The 16,691-nt window shown below is 56.5% G+C and carries 18 protein-coding genes and 1 tRNA gene; 8 read left to right on the top strand and 11 right to left on the bottom strand.

Annotated features, from left to right (window positions below; translation table 11 throughout):
• Window positions 1-13: 13 nt before the first annotated feature.
• The 3 genes from ubiE (at window position 14) to Q1A59_RS13765 (ending at window position 2,406) form a co-directional block, all read left to right on the top strand.
• Entirely contained in the window at window positions 14-754 is a 741-nt protein-coding gene (gene ubiE, locus Q1A59_RS13775; protein WP_298405411.1) for a bifunctional demethylmenaquinone methyltransferase/2-methoxy-6-polyprenyl-1,4-benzoquinol methylase UbiE, read from the top strand.
• A gap of 143 nt (window positions 755-897) precedes the next feature.
• Complete coding sequence (locus Q1A59_RS13770) at window positions 898-1,698, top strand: DUF4230 domain-containing protein (RefSeq protein ID WP_298405412.1); 801 nt, start codon at window positions 898-900, stop codon at window positions 1,696-1,698.
• A 39-nt stretch (window positions 1,699-1,737) separates the two neighbouring features.
• Window positions 1,738-2,406: a response regulator transcription factor gene (locus tag Q1A59_RS13765; RefSeq protein WP_298405414.1), complete on the top strand. Its 669-nt coding sequence runs from the start codon at window positions 1,738-1,740 to the stop codon at window positions 2,404-2,406.
• A 179-nt stretch (window positions 2,407-2,585) separates the two neighbouring features.
• Here the strand turns inward: Q1A59_RS13765 and Q1A59_RS13760 are convergent, their stop codons facing one another.
• From Q1A59_RS13760 to Q1A59_RS13710, 11 genes are all read right to left on the bottom strand, one after another.
• Window positions 2,586-2,804 carry a hypothetical protein gene (locus tag Q1A59_RS13760; RefSeq protein WP_298405416.1) on the bottom strand — a complete coding sequence of 73 codons (219 nt, stop codon included), beginning with the start codon at window positions 2,802-2,804 and terminating at the stop codon, window positions 2,586-2,588.
• A gap of 170 nt (window positions 2,805-2,974) precedes the next feature.
• Window positions 2,975-3,892: an alpha/beta fold hydrolase gene (locus tag Q1A59_RS13755; protein WP_298405418.1), complete on the bottom strand. Its 918-nt coding sequence runs from the start codon at window positions 3,890-3,892 to the stop codon at window positions 2,975-2,977.
• A 3-nt stretch (window positions 3,893-3,895) separates the two neighbouring features.
• Window positions 3,896-5,068, bottom strand: a complete 1,173-nt coding sequence (gene galK / locus Q1A59_RS13750) for a galactokinase (protein WP_298405421.1) — start codon at window positions 5,066-5,068, stop codon at window positions 3,896-3,898.
• A 267-nt stretch (window positions 5,069-5,335) separates the two neighbouring features.
• Entirely contained in the window at window positions 5,336-6,856 is a 1,521-nt protein-coding gene (locus tag Q1A59_RS13745) for an MDR family MFS transporter (RefSeq protein ID WP_299645128.1), read from the bottom strand.
• Window positions 6,857-7,326: 470 nt separating this feature from the next.
• A complete protein-coding gene (locus tag Q1A59_RS13740; RefSeq protein WP_298405426.1) occupies window positions 7,327-7,773 on the bottom strand; it encodes a hypothetical protein in 447 nt (148 codons plus the stop codon).
• Window positions 7,774-7,942: 169 nt separating this feature from the next.
• Window positions 7,943-8,482, bottom strand: a complete 540-nt coding sequence (locus tag Q1A59_RS13735; RefSeq protein WP_298405427.1) for a glycerate kinase — start codon at window positions 8,480-8,482, stop codon at window positions 7,943-7,945.
• Between the two features lie 225 nt (window positions 8,483-8,707).
• Window positions 8,708-8,782: transfer RNA gene (locus tag Q1A59_RS13730), tRNA-His, on the bottom strand.
• Window positions 8,783-8,958: 176 nt separating this feature from the next.
• Window positions 8,959-9,786, bottom strand: coding sequence for a methyltransferase domain-containing protein (locus Q1A59_RS13725; protein WP_298405429.1), 828 nt, complete (start codon window positions 9,784-9,786; stop codon window positions 8,959-8,961).
• A 166-nt stretch (window positions 9,787-9,952) separates the two neighbouring features.
• Window positions 9,953-10,321, bottom strand: a complete 369-nt coding sequence (locus Q1A59_RS13720; protein WP_298405431.1) for a response regulator — start codon at window positions 10,319-10,321, stop codon at window positions 9,953-9,955.
• Complete coding sequence (locus Q1A59_RS13715; RefSeq protein WP_298405434.1) at window positions 10,318-11,982, bottom strand: ATP-binding protein; 1,665 nt, start codon at window positions 11,980-11,982, stop codon at window positions 10,318-10,320. The genes Q1A59_RS13720 and Q1A59_RS13715 overlap by 4 nt, the downstream gene beginning before the upstream one ends.
• A gap of 2 nt (window positions 11,983-11,984) precedes the next feature.
• A complete protein-coding gene (locus Q1A59_RS13710; RefSeq protein ID WP_298405436.1) occupies window positions 11,985-13,067 on the bottom strand; it encodes a PstS family phosphate ABC transporter substrate-binding protein in 1,083 nt (360 codons plus the stop codon).
• A 228-nt stretch (window positions 13,068-13,295) separates the two neighbouring features.
• Here Q1A59_RS13710 and Q1A59_RS13705 point away from each other — a divergent pair, with 228 nt between their 5' ends.
• The 5 genes from Q1A59_RS13705 to Q1A59_RS13685 all read left to right on the top strand — a co-directional run bounded on the left by Q1A59_RS13705 (window position 13,296) and on the right by Q1A59_RS13685 (window position 16,628).
• Window positions 13,296-13,535, top strand: a complete 240-nt coding sequence (locus tag Q1A59_RS13705; RefSeq protein ID WP_298405439.1) for a hypothetical protein — start codon at window positions 13,296-13,298, stop codon at window positions 13,533-13,535.
• Entirely contained in the window at window positions 13,502-13,882 is a 381-nt protein-coding gene (locus Q1A59_RS13700) for a hypothetical protein (protein ID WP_298405442.1), read from the top strand. The genes Q1A59_RS13705 and Q1A59_RS13700 overlap by 34 nt, the downstream gene beginning before the upstream one ends.
• A 293-nt stretch (window positions 13,883-14,175) precedes the next feature.
• On the top strand, window positions 14,176-14,931 hold the full coding sequence (locus tag Q1A59_RS13695) for a transposase (RefSeq protein WP_299645127.1): 756 nt from the start codon (window positions 14,176-14,178) through the stop codon (window positions 14,929-14,931).
• 114 nt (window positions 14,932-15,045) lie between these two features.
• Window positions 15,046-15,174, top strand: coding sequence for a hypothetical protein (locus Q1A59_RS13690; RefSeq protein ID WP_298405448.1), 129 nt, complete (start codon window positions 15,046-15,048; stop codon window positions 15,172-15,174).
• A 113-nt stretch (window positions 15,175-15,287) separates the two neighbouring features.
• A complete protein-coding gene (locus Q1A59_RS13685; protein ID WP_298405451.1) occupies window positions 15,288-16,628 on the top strand; it encodes an FAD-dependent oxidoreductase in 1,341 nt (446 codons plus the stop codon).
• Window positions 16,629-16,691 lie beyond the last annotated feature (63 nt).

Below are 16,691 nucleotides of genomic sequence, written 5' to 3'. Positions count from 1 at the left end.
ATCGAGGGAGTCCATGGCCTCAGATCGATCAACAACCAACGTATTACCACCGCCGGAAGAAAAAGCGGCCTATGTTGAACGGATGTTTGCCCGCATTGCCCGTGGTTACGACCGCGTCAATCGAGTCATGACCTTTGGGTTGGATCAAGGTTGGCGGCGCAAAGTAGTTGAATATGTCGCGCCACCGGTGAATGGCCGGGCGTTGGATGTCGGCACCGGCACCGGCGACTTTTTGCCGGAATTAGCCGCTTGGGCAAGAGATGGCATCGTCGTTGGGGTTGATTTTACCCTCCCAATGATGCAGGCTGGCCAGTCCAAAATTGCCGAACTAGCGGCGGCAGGCCGGGCGGCCTTTGTCGCCGGCGATGCGTTGCAATTACCGTTTCCTGACAATACCTTCGACGCGATTACCACCGGATTCGTGCTACGCAATGTAACTGATATTCCGGCTGCGTTGCGCGAAATGTACCGCGTCGCCCGTCCCGGTGCAATGATGGCATGTCTCGAAGTCGCCCGTCCACATAACCCGCTTATCCGTTGGGGACACCGGGTGTATTTCGAGCAGGTCGTGCCGTGGATCGGCGCCTTGCTCGGCGGCGACCGGCGCGCTTATACGTATCTGCCCCAGTCGGCGCGCGTCTTTCCTTCGCCCGATCGATTGGCTGCGATGATGCAGGAAGCCGGTTGGCGTTACGTGTTTTACCGGTTGTACGGATTGGGGGCAGTTGCTATTCACGTTGGCGCGAAAGTGTAGCAGCGACGCAAGGTCTGAGAAAGGTCGTCGGCTAACTTTGACCGAGGAAGTGGCATTGCCCGTGGGAGAGTCTCGACCGCTCGTTCGTACCGTATCTCGTCGGCAACGGTGCGATGTTTTCGCAATCGTTCATGAGGTTTCCGATGTACGACGATGATGATGAAGATATCCGCCGTCGGGCGCAACGGTTGTCGCGTTTGCGCCGGCAGCGTGAGTGGCTTGACGATGACTGGGACGAACCCCCCCCGGTTCGTTACCGTTCGCGATCGATGAGTGGCGGGTGGCCAACGCCATTCATACTCCTTCTGCTGCTCATACTAGTGGTTGGGTTAGGTATGTTCTGGCTGTCGCAACGCATGAATACCTTTGGTGCGGCAATGCCGAACTTGCAAGTTATTGTGCAGACACCAACCCCGCAGATTATAAGTGGCGCGGCGGTGGTGCAACGCATTCAGCAACTGAGCCGGCTGGAAACCAGCAAATATACGATCGAGCGCGTGATAGACATTCGCCAAGGGAGCAATATTCCAATCATTGGCGACTGGCTGGCCGGCGATGCAATCCTGTTAATTGCCCACGGCACTGTTATCGTAGGTGTTGATCTCAGTCAAATCACACCTGATGCGGTAACTGTTTCTGCTGATGGCAAAAAAATGACCGTGCGTTTACCGCCGGTGCAAGTCTTGAACGCGACCCTTGACAACAGCAAAACGCGTGTCTATAGCCGTGATCGTGGTCTCTTTGCCCCTGAAAACCCAAATCTTGAAACGATGGCACGGCAAGCAGCCGAACAGCAGATTCTGCAAGCGGCGTGTGAAGATGGGATTATGGAACAGGGAACACGCAATGCCGAGCTAGCTCTGCGTCAGTTCTTGGGCCTGATGGATGGTGTCGTTGTTGAGGTGATTACCTCACCGCCGGCGGAATGCAAGCTCATACCGTAGCAATGTAAGTTTATTTATCTGAATTCGAGGCGTTGGGGAATGAGCGTTCCGTATGGGATTTTAATTAGCGGATTGGGCGAATATATTGATGAATATTTATCGCCACTGCTCACGTCCGCGGGGTATTACGTCCAACTAGCACGAGGCTCTGCCGTCTTATTCGACACACTTAACCGGCAAACCGATCTCGCGTTGATCGACCTGCCGGGAAAAGACCATCTCGATCTCCTCAATGCGTTACGCACTCACTATACCGGTATGCTCGTGGTTTTAGGACCACGGCACGACTGGCTGGTTGTGACGGCGTTTGCGCAGGGTGTCGATGACTATGTGACCCGCCCGTTTCGCGCCGATGAGCTTATGGCGCGGGTGCGGGCGCAGTTACGGCGACGGCAGCGTTATGCGCCGCCACCGTTTACGCTTGGCCCCTTTGTCTTCGATCTCGCGACGCGCACCATTTCGTACCAAGGCCACCCGCTCGCGCTTGATCTGCCGTCGTTTACCTTACTCAGCGTCTTGGCTGAAGCCCCATATCGCACTTTCACCCCAGAAGAATTGTTGGAGTCAGTGTGGGGGCGTGGGCAGACCCACAATCTGCCGTTGCTTGCAGCGACATGGCAATCGCTCTGCCAGCAGATGCCCAGCAGGGAGGCGACCAAGGTATTGGTTGGCAATCCCCACTGCGGCCTCGCATTGTTGCAGTCGTAGCGCCGCAATCAATCGCTCACGCACCAAGCAAGCCAATGCCCGGCAGGAAAACGACCAAGGGGCTTGGCGATCCCCACTGCGGCCTCGCATCGTGGCAGTCGTACAACCGCGCTCCCATCAACAAACCTTAAGAACGCCCTTCGCTCACTCCTTTGTTTATTCGTATAACCATTCGTTGTCTAACGAGGCGCGATCTGCGTTACCACGCCCATAATGTAACTCACTCTCACCGGATCGCCTGCCTGTGGATGAGGGTAGACGCTCTCGGCCCCAATTCGAGCCCGGATGGCTTGGGTTTCGCCTTCGTGGTGGAAGGTGACGTCGTAGAAGATGGTGCCATGAATATCGACCCGCTGCACTTCGAGCAGTACGGCTTCGCGCATACCAGAGAGGATCATGATTGGTGGCTCCTTAGGCTGATGTTATATGGTACATACGGTAGATTGCAGACAAAGAACCACCGCTTTGGATGCGGTGATTATTGTGCTCGGTAAGAGCGTATACAGCGAATATGATACCGCGTTTAGTTGCAGGATCAGGTAGTCGATTGGCTTAGCGTCGCCGTCTCTCACCCGTCGGTGCGTTTTGGGGTTGAGGCTGCGGCCAGCTCGCGGGCAAATTCGCGAATGAAGGCCGCTACTTCACGCGGGCGTTGTTGTTGCGGCATGTGGCCGCAGCGGGGCAAGAATGCAACTCGCGCTTGCGGCAGATTGGCGCAGAAGAAATCGCGTGATTCACGCGGAATGAAATAGTCATCTTCGCCCCAAATCATCGCCACCGGCACCCGCAGCAAGCGTAGATCTTCTGGGCGCAAGAGCGCGTTTTCGTCAAGTGCGGCGACGAACTGGCGCACCGGATCACGGCGGAACATGGAACGCAACCCTTCGCTGGCCAAATAGAGCGGCAAGGGCGGGCGGCCATACATCTGGCGCAACACCTTCCGCACGGTGCGCCTGTCGGGCAACTCAATCGTGTGCAGGAATGGCTCCCACGACTCGCGCCCGCGCAAGATGGCCCCTCCCGGCGCCAGCAAGACGATGCCGGCGACCAGTTCTGGTGTGGCGAGCGCCACTCGCACCGCGATCCAGCCACCCATCGAGTTGCCCACAATCAGCGTTGGTTGCCCAATCACCTCGCGAATCATTGCCTGCACCAACGTCGTCTGCTGCTCGATGGTAGCATAGCGCTGGCCGGGCGGGAAGCCGCTCAAGCCAAACCCGGCCAGATCGAGCGCGTAGACCGGGCCGATCGCGGTGAGCTGCCGCATCACGAATGACCACGTTTGGGCGCGATCGGCGATGCCATGCAAGAGCAGCACCGGCAGGTTGCCTTCACCGCGCGCCGGCATGAAATAGTAATGGGTGCGAATCTCGGCCAAACGCCGTTCGTGGCTCGTCGCGCCCAACCGCAGCAGCGCGCGATGGCTTAGGCCGTAGATTAACGGTACTGCCGCGGTCGAAAGCGGAGTAAAGAGTTGTCCGAGCATCGTTCACTCCTCCTCGCTGGCATAAACACACGAGACACCGGCGCCGGCGGTGCAGACCAGCGGCTGCATCGTGCGCCCAGTACGAATGGCGTATCCGGCGATCATCGCAGCGACAAATTCATCAACCCGATCGGCTGCTACCAGCGACACCGTGCTGCCGCCGAAGCCGCCGCCGGTCATTCGGCTGCCGAAACACCCCGGCGCGGCCAACGCCAACTCAACCAGCGTATCGAGTTCGGGTACGCTGACCCGATAATCATCACGCAGACTATGGTGCGACTCGACCATTAACCGGCCCATCTTAACGAGATCACCAGCGGCAAGCGCATCAGCGGCGGCGAGCGTGCGCTCATTCTCACTGACAACGTGGCGCGCAAGCGGCAGCAGGTCAGGCGGTAACAGATGGCCGTACTCGGCCAGATCGGTCAAACGCACGTCGCGTAAAGCTTGGATCTTGCCCAAGGCCGGCTTCAGCAAGCGCACCGCCTCTTCACACCCGGCCCGGCGCTGATTATACTCCGAGCCTGCCAGCCGGTGGCGCACGCCGCTATCGCAGACCACCACCCGCACGTTAGCCGGGATCGGCACCGGGCGATAGCTCAGGTCACGGCAATCGATCAGCAGGGCATGGTCAGCTTCGCCCAACGCAGCGATCAACTGATCCATAATTCCGCACTTCACACCGACAAACGAATGCTCAGCGCCTTGGGCCAACAGCGCTAGCTCTTCGCCGAGCAGGTTAATATCGTTGAGCAGTTGGAAGGTGTACCCTACTGCCACCTCCAGCGCCGCCGACGATGAGAGACCGCTGCCGGCTGGCACATCACTATCGATCAAGAGGTCGGCGCCGCGCAACGGCAGATCGCGGGCCAGCAATCCCTTAGCTACACCACGAATGTAATTGACCCACTGGCGTTGCTCGTCACGCACAATCTGATCGAGATGAAACCGATCCTCTTCACGGAATTTAACGCTAAATACACGCACGATTCGATCTGCGCGTGGGCGAGCGGCGACGTAGGTTGCCCGATCGAGCGCCATTGGGAAGACGAAGCCATCGTTGTAGTCAGTATGTTCACCGATCAGATTCACCCGTCCGGGAGCGCGGGCGATGCGGGTGGGTGGCTGGCCGAAATACCGTTCAAACGCGGCGTAGAGGGCAGATAACTCAAACATAACCATACTCCTCAACGGCAACAATGCCTGCTGCGGAGTATAGCACCTTTTTGCACCGAGCCGTCAACGGCGCTAAACAAAACAACCGCATGAATCAATGGCTAAACCGCCCTGCCATACCACTTCACCGGCATGTTACTCCCCCACGGCCCGAAACCTCTGGCCGAAATACCGCAAACCCGCGCAACAAGTCGTCTAGTCGTTGGCAACGAAGGTAGGAGCCGAACGAATGTGCGGTTTACCAAAACAATTTGTTCATTTGTTGTCCTATTCGTTGGAGCCTGTCAACACCACGTGCTGCGGGATTGCTCTGTTTTCATCATTACGCACGCGCTGCCGGCGCAGATCGTCAGGGCTATGCGCCGGGGCAAGGAAGGTCACGGCCAGCGCAGCTAGCGCAAAGATCAGCGGCGTGGTGAAGACCGCGGCCAGCGCCGCCGCCAGTGCCAGACGCGGCTCGCCGGCTAGCATCACCGCTGTCGCACCCTCGCCGATCAGCGCCTCAACCGGAATAGCGTCGGGTTGCAAGCCGCGCACCGCCAATTCCGCCGTTAACCGGCTCGTCAACAGCGTGCCGAGTGCGGCCACGCCGATCGTGCCGCCAATCGTGCGCGAAAACTGCAAACTGGCCGTCGCTGCGCCCAACACGTTGCGCGCCACCGTGCTTTGCACCGCAATCAGGAATGATGGAATGCTCGCACCCATCCCGACTCCCATCAGTCCCAATGCAATCGCTAATTCCAAACGGCTCATATCGGGCCGGATACGGGCCATCATAAATGCGCCGACCACAAAGATAGCCATCCCGCCGATCGTGAGCGTGCGATAGCTATAGCGCAACAACAACCTTCCTCCGATCACGCTGGTAAAGACCCACCCCAACATCATCGGCGTCAGCGTCGTACCGGCCTCAGTGGCGCTCGCCCCCAACACACCCTGCACAAACAGCGGCACATAATTCATACTGCCAAACAAGACCCCACCGGCCAGAATGCCGTGAGCGCAAGCGACAGCAAACACGCGGTCGTGCAACAATCGCACCGGCAAGATCGGTGCCGGTGCGCGTAGCTCGACCACGACTAGCAAAGCCAGCGTAGCAATAGCCACGCTCAGCATAGTGATACCGGGCAGCGAAGTTGGTGCATCGAGGCCGAGCAAGAGTAAGATGACTCCCATACTCAGCAGCACCGCACCAGCGTAATCGATCGGCGGGCGCTCGCCGCTGGCTTGGGTCACGCCACGCCAAGCCGCCCACACCAGTGCCGCTGCGATCGCTGCCGGCGGCAGATTCACCCAGAACACCCAATGCCATGAGATCTGATCGACCAAAAAGCCGCCGATCAACGGGCCGATCACCGAACTAACGCCCCACACCCCGGCAAAGAGACCCTGCACCTTGGCGCGTTGATCAAGGGTGAAGATATCGCCGACAATGATAAACGCCAGCGGCAGCAAACCGCCCGCCCCCACCCCCTGTAAAGCCCGCGCCGCGATCAGCTCCGGCATGGTCATCGCCAACCCGCACCATAGCGAGCCAAGGCTAAAGATGGCAATCGCCGCCATATAAATCGGTCGCCGGCCAAACAGATCTGACAACCGGCCAAAGATCGGTCCGGCAGTGGTGCTGGCCAGCATATAGATGGCAAATACCCAGCTAAAGCTCTCGATATCACCGAGATCGCGCACAATGCTCGGCATCGCCGTCGCAATGACGGTTGACTCCATCGAGGCCATAAACATGCTCATCATCACGCCAAGCGTGATCAAGACGGTGCGCTGGCGACTCACACGGTACTCCTTGGGTTGGCACAAAATGATGCTTGATCAAATATTGCTTCATTCAACGATACCGCAAAATCGCCACAAGCGCAAGGTGGTCAGCGAATACGCAGGGAATAGCCACCAAAACTCGCAAAAGGCGCACACGATATTCCCAAAAACCTCTGCGCGCTTCGCGCCGTTACGTTAAGCGTTCCTAGAGTCTTTGCTTGCTTTATGCTTGACTCTCACCCCGTCCCCACTAGGAGAGGGGTGAGGGCCATCAGCCCGTGCAGCGGGCTTTGGGGTGGGTATTTGAGTGGCATTCCCGTGGCGTGGACAGACTCCCCGCAGGACACAACGAAGTGTGGTGTTGCAAATGGCTATGGCTGTTGCGCCCGGCCATCCCGCGTGACTAGATCGTGCTCGTCTTGGCCGGCTGCGGTTTAGAAGCTCGCTAGTTATTTCGGCGGATCGTTCGCTTGGGCTGGCATCTATTGTTATTCATCACCACTGGCGTGATGTTCCGGTCCGCTAGGCAGGTGTGGTGAGAATTGCTCTCGCAACACCCATTCGGCTGCTTCGCGCACCGCCATTCCCACGCGCACCCCGCGCGCCGCCGCGCTCACATTGCAGGCGCTGATCACGCCATGCTCCCATGTGTCGGCAGCGTCGCCAATGCGGGCCGAGGTGTGAGCCACCGCCATCGCTGGAATGCACTGTACGTCGAGCATCGTGAGACCAGCGATGCCGGCGTTGTCTTTGCCAATCCCAGCATCGTTAAAGACCACGCCGGCTAGCGGTACCTCCAGCGCATATTGTGCTGAGCTTACACCGCCGTGCGAGCCACTGACAACGAACGTCCCTTGATCGCTCTCGTTGATGTACGAGATGGAATCCATCAAGACGATCCGGCTTAGGCCGGTCTGAAGGATGACCTTGGCCATAGGTGTTCTCAATATGGCTAGAGGGTATTGTATCCATATTATACAACGGTTCAGGTGGATGGGCACAGATTGCCGAAAGCGTAGCGGAGGAGCATTATTGGCGCTCTCCAACCCTCTACGCCCGCAAAGGCAGGCAATGATTCAGATGATGTTAGCGCTTTGCGCAGCGTTACTGTCCCGCCATGTGCAAGTAATACCGACTGGCCCGGCTATTATTAGCTGTGCGCTGACCAACCATGACCATGCGCATTACTTGTTCGGCTTGGGCAACCACCAGATCAAAAGCCTCAGCAATTGCTTCCTCTAACGCCATCGGGCGCGACAAGACGCTGGTGTACGCACTAATCCCATGCTGTTGGTTGATTGAGGCGCCATGGCCGATTGTACCGGCCAACGCAATGACAAGAACACGATAATCCTGCGCCCGACGTGCCACTTCGGCTGGAATCTTGCCATATGTGGTTGTGACCAGCGGATTGCGTTGATCGCGTGGTACCAGCCGTAAGCCGGCTGCTGCTGCCATTTCGAGCACTGCCGTGCGTGGTTCCAAACCGCCAAGCAGGTCAATATGTGCATCGACTAGTTGCCCAACCAGACCAGTTACCGTGACCGGATCCAAGCTACCGCCGGTGATGCTAACCAGCGTTTTGCTGAAACATTCACCACCATCAACCAAGTGATTCTGGCAAGAGACCAATGCTTCCGACACGAACAATCACCAACACGATAGCAATTTGGGTTTTCGTTCAAGGTGCAACGGCATCCACTTGCCGGCAGTAGAGAGGAATTGTGGCTTAATTATGAGTTAACTCCTCATTCATATACACTCTTTGTACATAGAAGAGGAGCCTCGCGCGACAAAAATACACACCGGCCCAACATCGGGCCGGTGTTGTGCGGGAATAAATAAAGAAGCCTCAGAGAGGCTTCTGAGTGGGGTGCCTGATGGGGCTCGAACCCACAACTTCCTGATCCACAGTCAGGCGCTCTGCCATTGAGCTACAGGCACCGCGCAGCAAGAATATAGCACAATCGCGCTGTCTCGTCAAATCGATGCGCTCACCCTTGTGCTATTCATCATCCATCGTTCGTTGACTTGCGGTTTGGTGTTTGAACTGCACTGCCGTGCGGCGCTCTAGTCGTTAGCTATTTGCCGTTGACCATTCACCGTTCGCGCGCATTACGTCATTGTACAACACTAAACACAACAATCCCATACTGCCACTGCGCCCGCAACTGCAAGCCTGCCTGCGCAACGTACTGATTAAGTTCGTCAAGCGTCGGGAACTGCAAGCCGCCACTGCCTAACGCTTGCTGGAATGTACGGCCAAGCTGACCGCTTGCCGCCGCGAGACTCATCATCACGCCGCGTCCGCGTGGCGCTAACAGTCGGCGCCATTCAGCAAGCGCCGCTGGAATGTCACCGATCTCGTTGAGCGAGCCACCCATCACCAGCACGCTGGCTGTGCCGCTAGCAAACGGCAGCGCTTGTGCGCTCGCACGGATAAAATTGATGTGCAAGCCTGCTCGTCTTGCGCGTTGGCGTGCCTCTTGCAGCATCGGCAGGCTGAGATCGATCCCAACCACAAATCCATCGACACCGCTCCGCCGACGCGCCTGTTCTAGTGCGCGTGCGTACAGGCCATTGCTACAGCCGACATCGATCATCAGTCCACCCCGTTCAACGCCGGCTAACTCGGTGATCAACGTCAGCTCGCGTTCGAGCGGAAACTGCTCGCCGCTGAGTATACTCAACGCCAGTGGTCGCCACGTCCGTTCGTAAGCCCACGCCGCCAGCGGCAAGACATTGACGAATTGGGCGATGCTACCCGGCCATTGTCGGCCAAGCAGGTCGAGAATACCATCGACAATCGGGTACGAAGTGGCGCAGTGCGAGCAGCGTAACCGACCGGTTTCGATGGCCCCATCAACAACCCGGCCAATCTGCTCAACGCGAAGGGGGGTCTCGCGATGGCATGGGCAGGTGATATACGGTAACAGTTTAAAATCCATATGAGTATGGTAACAGGGTATTGCCCCTGCGCGCAAATAACTTCCTCTTGCCTTGCCGACACGAACACGTCAGGGACGCGGGCGTACATCGCTTATGTGGTGGGTAGGCATAAAATTTCCCTCTCCCGGAGAAGGGGAGAGGGTCTGAGGGTGAGGGTGTAACTCGTTAATTCATTCTCGTGTAGCGCTGTGCAATCGTGATCAGATGGTCGTAATCAATCGGCTTTGGCAGAAACTCACTGCATCCGGCTCGCTTGGCTCGTTCAATGTCATTGCGGGTTACGTGACCACTAACCGCTACCACCGGAACGTCTCGTAAACGCGGATCACGCTTGACATATTCGGTTGCTGTCCAACCATCGAGACCGGGCATTGACAGATCCATCAAAATGAGACTTGGCCGACGATGTTTCATAATCTCTAGCGCTGTTTGCGCATCGGACGCCAACTCAACGGCAAAGCCACTGAAACTCAACATCTGGCCAATGATCTGACGGTTGTCGAAGTTGTCATCAACGATCAGAATGAAGCTCATGCGGGCTCTCCTACCATATGCGGTGCTGGCGATGAAGGATCGATAATAACCGCAGATTCTGGTGCTGTTGGGATCCAAACGGTGAAGGTTGAACCAACACCAACCTCACTTTCAACCTCTATCGTGCCTCCAAGCGCTTGAACAATCTGCTTAGAAAGCGCTAAACCTAGCCCCGTGCCTTCGTACCGGCGCGTGACCGATTCGTCGAGCTGACTGAATGGCTGAAAGAGTTTATGTTGCTTCTCACGCGGAATACCGATACCGGTATCAATCACAGCAAAGCGGATGCCGTCTGTACCATAGCGTGACTCGGTCGTAACTTCGAGCCTGATGGTACCGCGCTCGGTGAATTTGGCTGCGTTGCTGAGTAGATTAATCAATACTTGTCGCAATCGACGACCGTCGGTCCTGATACTACCAATATCAGACGGGCAGAGCGTGATCATTTGATTGTTGTTGCGTTGCGCCAATGGCATAGTCATCGCCGCCAACTCATCTACGAGTGTGGCCACTTCAACGCGGCTGAATTCTAATTCAAGCGCGCCTTGTTCAATCCGAGCAAAGTCAAGCACATCACTAATAAGGGCGAGCAAATGTCGCCCAGAGGTGAGAATACGTTCGACGTATGTTGTATGCGGTTCAGACACTGCCTTATTCAGATGGAGCAACTGGGCGTAGCCAAGAATTGCATTCAGTGGTGTGCGCAGTTCATGGCTCATTGTTGCGACAAAGGCACTCTTAGCTTGACTAGCTGCTTCTGCTGCCGCACGTGCCCGTTCGGCTTCAGCCTCAGCTTGCTTCCCACGTATGACCTCCTCCATTAACTGCTCTTGCCGAGCAAGGCTCGTTTGCAAGGCGCGATTGCGCTCTTCGAGTTCAGCTCGTTGCCCACGCAAGCTAGCCAGCATCTGATCAAATGCCTGCGCGAGATCGCCGATCTCGTCGCGGATGTGCTCGTTAATTGAGCCAACTAAATTACCCTCCGAGACCTGACCGGCAGCCTGCGCGAGCCGCCGTAACCGGCGGGCAATTCGCGCCGAGAGGAAGAGGCCAATCGCAGCCGAGATAATAATCGCTACGACAGTATCGATCATGATGAATGTGCGGGCCGTGTCATAACTGGCAGCAACAACATCAAGTGAAGCACGAGCTTGCCGTTGGTTTTCTTGCACGAGTTCGTTCATCGCCTTATCGAGCGCATCGTAGAGTGGATTCATCCGTGAGTAGAATGGCTGCACGCTCCCATCGCTCACCAAACGCACTGCCGGGATAAATCGATTGTGATTGGCGTCGATGACCTCTTGCCACGCCGCCACAACGGTATCAAGCCGGTTCTGCTCAGTTTCCGAGCCAATCAGGGGGCGGTAAGTACGGAAATAGGTCTCCATCTCAGCTTCGATCGCCCGCATGTGATCAAGAATGCGCCCACGATCGCCATTGTTGGTGTAGATCAGAAATTCCAACTGGCGCGCGCGATAGCGGTTGATCGCCGTTGTCATATCACCAACGGTGTCGAGTGATGGGATTGTGTGTCGCTCAATGAAGACAGCTCGATCATTCATCGTCGCCATTTGATGGGTGGCGAAGAAACCGAGTACCATCATGAGGATAAGGTCGATGGCTAACGCTCCCAACAGTTTTGCTCGGATCGGAAAACGCATTGCTAACGATCCTCTAGTTGCAACAACTGCTCAATGGATAGTCCTACCTGCGAGCCGCCACTGAACATCGAGCCGGTGCGTTGACGTTCTACCCGCCGTAAAGCCAATTCGTAGGCTTTCTCCGGCAAGGGAACATACAGAGCTTTGCTGGCGAAGAGCGTACCATTGCGTAAATACGTATCAATGAACGCCCGTACTTCGGGTCGTTTAATAGCATCGGCACGGACATAGATAAAGATTGGACGAGACAAGGGTTGATAGCTGCTATCAGTAATGGTCGCTTCAGAAGGGCCGATACAGCCTGCGCCATTGTCAATCGCTACTGCTCGTAACTGTCCGGCGTATTCAACGTAATAGGCGTAGCCAAAGAACCCTAACCCTAACCGATCTGCTGATACGTCTTGGGCCAGTAGATAATCATCTTCGCTAGCAGTGAAATCGCTGCGACTCACTCCCTCTTGCCCAACGATTGCCGAGGTGAAGTAATCGTAGGTACCCGAATCAACCCCGGCGCCGTAAAGGTGCAACGGTTCGTCTGGCCATTCAGGGCGGATCTGATTCCAGCGCGTGATCAGGCCCTCAGCCGCCGGTTCCCAGATCCGCTTAAGCTCGGCAACAGTGAGGCACTGCGCCCAGTCATTTTGGGGATGCACGACGACTGATAGGCCATCAAACGCGACTGGCAACTCGATGAACACAATCCCGTTTGCGGCACAGGTTTCCATCTCACGCTGTTTAATCGGACGTGAGGCGTTAGAGATGTCGGTTTCACCGTTGCAGAAGCGGGCAAATCCACCACCAGTACCGCTGACGCCGAGCCGGATAGTCACATTTGGTGCTACATTACTGAAGGCGACCGCTACCTGTTCGGTAATCGGAAAGACCGTACTTGAGCCATCGATCTTGATTTCGCCACTGAGGGCAGCAAGATCGGTGTTGGGCATCACTAATTCTGCCGTTGGTGATGGTTGCGGTGTGGCAGATATTGGTGGTGGGGTAGGCGAAGGAAGCGCAGCAGTTGAACCGCTACAAGCTACCAGCAACAGCGCGACGAGGCTGAGAGCAACGATACGCAATATGTTCATATGGGTGCAGCGAATATGTCAGATAATTCGAAGGCTAGGCAACGCTGCATAACCGTTCCTATTATAACCCTTTGACACAGCATCGTTGGTTAAGGCGAGGTTAAGCGTATTTGAAGCGTTGCTCTTCCCGATCCGTCGCACTCTGTGGTGCTTCCCGATCTATGAATACTGACAATCTTCAATATATTACCTACACTATTAGGTAGTCGTTGTATCTGCGGAGGATCGATGGAAGCTCACCTAGAACAGCGTATCACTGCTGATCGTTCAGTGCCCGGCTGCTGCCAGCCAACGATCGATGTGGCTCTCACGGAAGCTGAAGCCAACCAGCTTGCCGAGTCGCTATCGTTGCTGACCCACCCAATCCGTCTGCGCTTGCTCGCGATCCCTGCCCGCAACGGCGGCCATGTGTGCGTGTGTGATCTGGAGGCTGCGTGGAATACGCCTATCAATACATTTTGCGTATAGATGTTCTTATGTGGGATACAGAGGATGCTCGACATAAAGTTCTATTGCGAGAAGATATTGCCAATTTGCAACGTATGTACTACCATCTGTTTAAAAATGTACTGAGATTACGGTGGCCATCCAATGCAGTATGGCAACTTTATCCCGATGGACATACTGCAATGGATTGGAAGTGTGTTCAGGACTTTTTAGATCGCGCTGGTGAGAATGTGGAAATTGAAAAGTCTCTTTTTACTCGAGGAGCATTTCGCTTGCGATTGCAACGTGAGTTCGCAATCGAAAAAATTTCCCTGCATTGTCACATGAACACCCTTTTCTTCAGGTTGCTGATTTATTTGCCGGTTTAGCCGTATTCTTACGAGAAAAGTTTAATGAGTATCAATAATGGCTAAAAATGACTTCACCCCAACTCCAATTACCAGAAAACATCGAACCGGAAGTGCGACTATCTGGAAGCACAAAGGAACGGTTTCCGGTGCTGCAGAAGTTAAATAATCTGTGCAAACAACGCAAAATAGGAGTTAGCCTGAAATTGTCGCGCGGACTTAGGACATGCGATCCAAGTAACCCGATCAACTTCTGGCTCTATGGGCCTCAGCATCCCGAAGATATAGCGCCAACGAAGAGGTAGGAGGTGGTTATGAAATATGACCCCGAAAAACACCACCGCCGCAGCATCCGGCTCAAGGGGTACGATTATTCCCAAGCCGGGGCGTATTTCATCACCATCGTCACCCAAGATCGGGCCTGCCTGTTCGGCGAGGTGGTGGACGGCGAAATGCGGTTGAATGACGCCGGACGGATGGTGTGGGATGAATGGGATGCCCTGCCTGATCGGTTCCCCGGTTTGGAATTGGATGCATTCGTCGTCATGCCCAACCATGTCCACGGCATTATCGTGTTGACCGGGTCCGCCACCGTGGGGGCAGGCCTCGTGCCCGCCCCCGATGAGGATATGCCCGCCCCCGATGGGGTACGGGCAGGCCTCGTGCCTGCCCCCAACGAGGCAACCACAAGGGTTGCCCCTACGATACCGATGCCCGCCCCCGATGGGGATATGCCCGCCCCGGATGGGGTACGGGCAGGCCTCGTGCCTGCCCCCCTCGTGCCTGCCCTCAACGAGGCAACCACAAGGGTTGCCCCTACGATTGGCGACATCGTCGGCGCGTTCAAATCCATTACCACGGTGGCGTATATCCGCGGCGTCAAACAATCCGGCTGGCCGCCGTTTCGCGGCCGGGTGTGGCAACGCAATTATTACGAACACATCATCCGCAACGAGGAATCCCTGAACCGTATCCGCCAATACATTGCCGACAACCCGCTGCGATGGGCATTCGACCGAGAGAGCCTACTGGTGACCCAACCAGAACCGGAGGATGAATGGCGCGCCTGAACGAGTCCGATATCGAATCCGCTGCCCTAGCCTAGCTGGAAGGCCTAGAGCCTGTTATGCACTGGCTTCGTGCTGCTGCTGCGCCGCTGGGTCGTTGAGCGAGGCGTCACCTAGATGGCGCGCGTTCGCCGGTTGGCACGCGATGATGAGCGGTTGCCGGAACCCTTGGCCGGAGTGCATGTGCTAGCCAGTGCGATGCTCAGGCGGAAGCGGTTCATTCCCGTTATGGTCGAACGTCCATAACAGGCTCTAAAGATGTGCGACACGTCAGCTCGCGCCGGCCAACGTAACGTCTCACCCATTCCCTGCATCTATACTTCATAAGAAAATGCTAATAGCACGACGGAGGAAGTTGCATGACGCGACGGGTAGTAGTTGTCGGTGGCGGCGCAGCCGGGATGAGCGCAGCGGCCAAGGCCAAGCGCACTGATCCAGCACTTGAGATTGTGGTCTACGAACGCTCTGGCTATGTGAGCTACGGGGCCTGTGGCTTTCCCTACGCAATCAAGGGTGAAATTGCGCGGCTAGAGGATGTCGTTGTGCGCACGCCGGCCCAGTTTGCCAAACAAGGCATTCAGGCCTTGATCCGACACGAGGTGCTCGAGATTGATCCCGTCCGGCAGACGGTGCGCGTGCGCGATCTGGAGGATGGCCGCGAGTTTGTCGATCACTGGGATGAGTTGGTGCTGACAACTGGCGGTCAGCCTGCTCGCCCACCGTTGCCCGGTCTCGATCTGCCCGGCGTGTTTGCGTTGCGGAATGTGGAAGAGGCACAGGCCATCAAAGCATGGTTGATCGAGCAGCGCCCGCGCACCGGTGTGATTATTGGTGGCGGCTACATTGGTCTTGAGATGGCTGAAGCGTTGGCGGCGCATGGACTGACGCTTACGCTGGTTGAACGGTTACCACAGGTGTTGCCCTCGTTCGATCTTGATGTTGCAACCCACGTTGCTGATGAACTTACCCGTCAGCATGTCGATCTCCGCTTGGGCCAGTCAGTGCAGGCCATTGTCGGTGATAAACGGGTGCGTGGTGTTATCGTTGGTGAACAGATGATCCCGACTGAGATGGTGATTCTGGCGGCAGGAGTTCGACCAAGCACGACACTGGCTCGAGCTGCTGGGATTGCCCTCGGCCCGACCGGTGCGGTCACGGTTGATGATCGTCAGCGAACGAACCTACTTCACGTGTGGGCGGCGGGTGATGTCGCTGAAGCCTTGCACCGCGTCACCGGCAAGCCAGCGTGGATTCCGCTTGGTACGACTGCTAACAAACAGGGTCGTGTGGCTGGTGAGAATCTCGCTGGCGGCAATGCTCGTTTTGGCGGGATTGTCGGCACGACCGTGGTGAAGGTGTTCGATCTAGAAGTAGCGATCAGCGGCCTTTCGCTGTCCCGTGCCCAAGCCGAAGGCTTCAACGCCACCGCGGTCAGCGCCACGGCCTCCTCGCGCGCGCACTACATGCCGGGCCACCAGCCGATTACGGTCACGCTGGTCTTCGATCAGACGACACGCCGACTGCTCGGCGGACAATTGGTTGGTCGCGAAGGTGTGGCAAAACGAATCGATACTGTCGCAGCCGCGTTACAGGCTGGCTGGACAATCGATGAATTTGCCGAGCTTGATCTTAGTTACGCGCCACCTTTCGCGCCGGTGTGGGATCCGTTGTTGGTTGCGGCGAACCTCGCTCGGCGATGAATGTACCCGCGTCCGTCGACCCCCTACGCATCCGTGCCGATCTGTTGCCGTTTGGGGAAGCGC

The sequence above is a fragment of the uncultured Chloroflexus sp. genome, assembly GCF_937951745.1.
Taxonomy (GTDB): domain Bacteria; phylum Chloroflexota; class Chloroflexia; order Chloroflexales; family Chloroflexaceae; genus Chloroflexus.
This window is presented reverse-complemented; position numbering and strand designations above follow the sequence as displayed.

Coding starts and splice junctions, on each gene's coding strand:
- Q1A59_RS13720 (WP_298405431.1), bottom strand. CDS start 10,321: ATGAGCTTCATTCTGATCGTTGATGACAACTTCGACAACCGTCAGATC.
- Q1A59_RS13695 (WP_299645127.1), top strand. CDS start 14,176: ATGAAATATGACCCCGAAAAACACCACCGCCGCAGCATCCGGCTCAAG.
- Q1A59_RS13705 (WP_298405439.1), top strand. CDS start 13,296: ATGGAAGCTCACCTAGAACAGCGTATCACTGCTGATCGTTCAGTGCCC.
- Q1A59_RS13755 (WP_298405418.1), bottom strand. CDS start 3,892: ATGCTCGGACAACTCTTTACTCCGCTTTCGACCGCGGCAGTACCGTTA.
- Q1A59_RS13685 (WP_298405451.1), top strand. CDS start 15,288: ATGACGCGACGGGTAGTAGTTGTCGGTGGCGGCGCAGCCGGGATGAGC.
- galK (WP_298405421.1), bottom strand. CDS start 5,068: ATGTTTGAGTTATCTGCCCTCTACGCCGCGTTTGAACGGTATTTCGGC.
- Q1A59_RS13715 (WP_298405434.1), bottom strand. CDS start 11,982: ATGCGTTTTCCGATCCGAGCAAAACTGTTGGGAGCGTTAGCCATCGAC.
- Q1A59_RS13760 (WP_298405416.1), bottom strand. CDS start 2,804: ATGATCCTCTCTGGTATGCGCGAAGCCGTACTGCTCGAAGTGCAGCGG.
- ubiE (WP_298405411.1), top strand. CDS start 14: ATGGCCTCAGATCGATCAACAACCAACGTATTACCACCGCCGGAAGAA.
- Q1A59_RS13690 (WP_298405448.1), top strand. CDS start 15,046: ATGGCGCGCGTTCGCCGGTTGGCACGCGATGATGAGCGGTTGCCGGAA.
- Q1A59_RS13710 (WP_298405436.1), bottom strand. CDS start 13,067: ATGAACATATTGCGTATCGTTGCTCTCAGCCTCGTCGCGCTGTTGCTG.
- Q1A59_RS13725 (WP_298405429.1), bottom strand. CDS start 9,786: ATGGATTTTAAACTGTTACCGTATATCACCTGCCCATGCCATCGCGAG.
- Q1A59_RS13765 (WP_298405414.1), top strand. CDS start 1,738: ATGAGCGTTCCGTATGGGATTTTAATTAGCGGATTGGGCGAATATATT.
- Q1A59_RS13770 (WP_298405412.1), top strand. CDS start 898: ATGTACGACGATGATGATGAAGATATCCGCCGTCGGGCGCAACGGTTG.
- Q1A59_RS13740 (WP_298405426.1), bottom strand. CDS start 7,773: ATGGCCAAGGTCATCCTTCAGACCGGCCTAAGCCGGATCGTCTTGATG.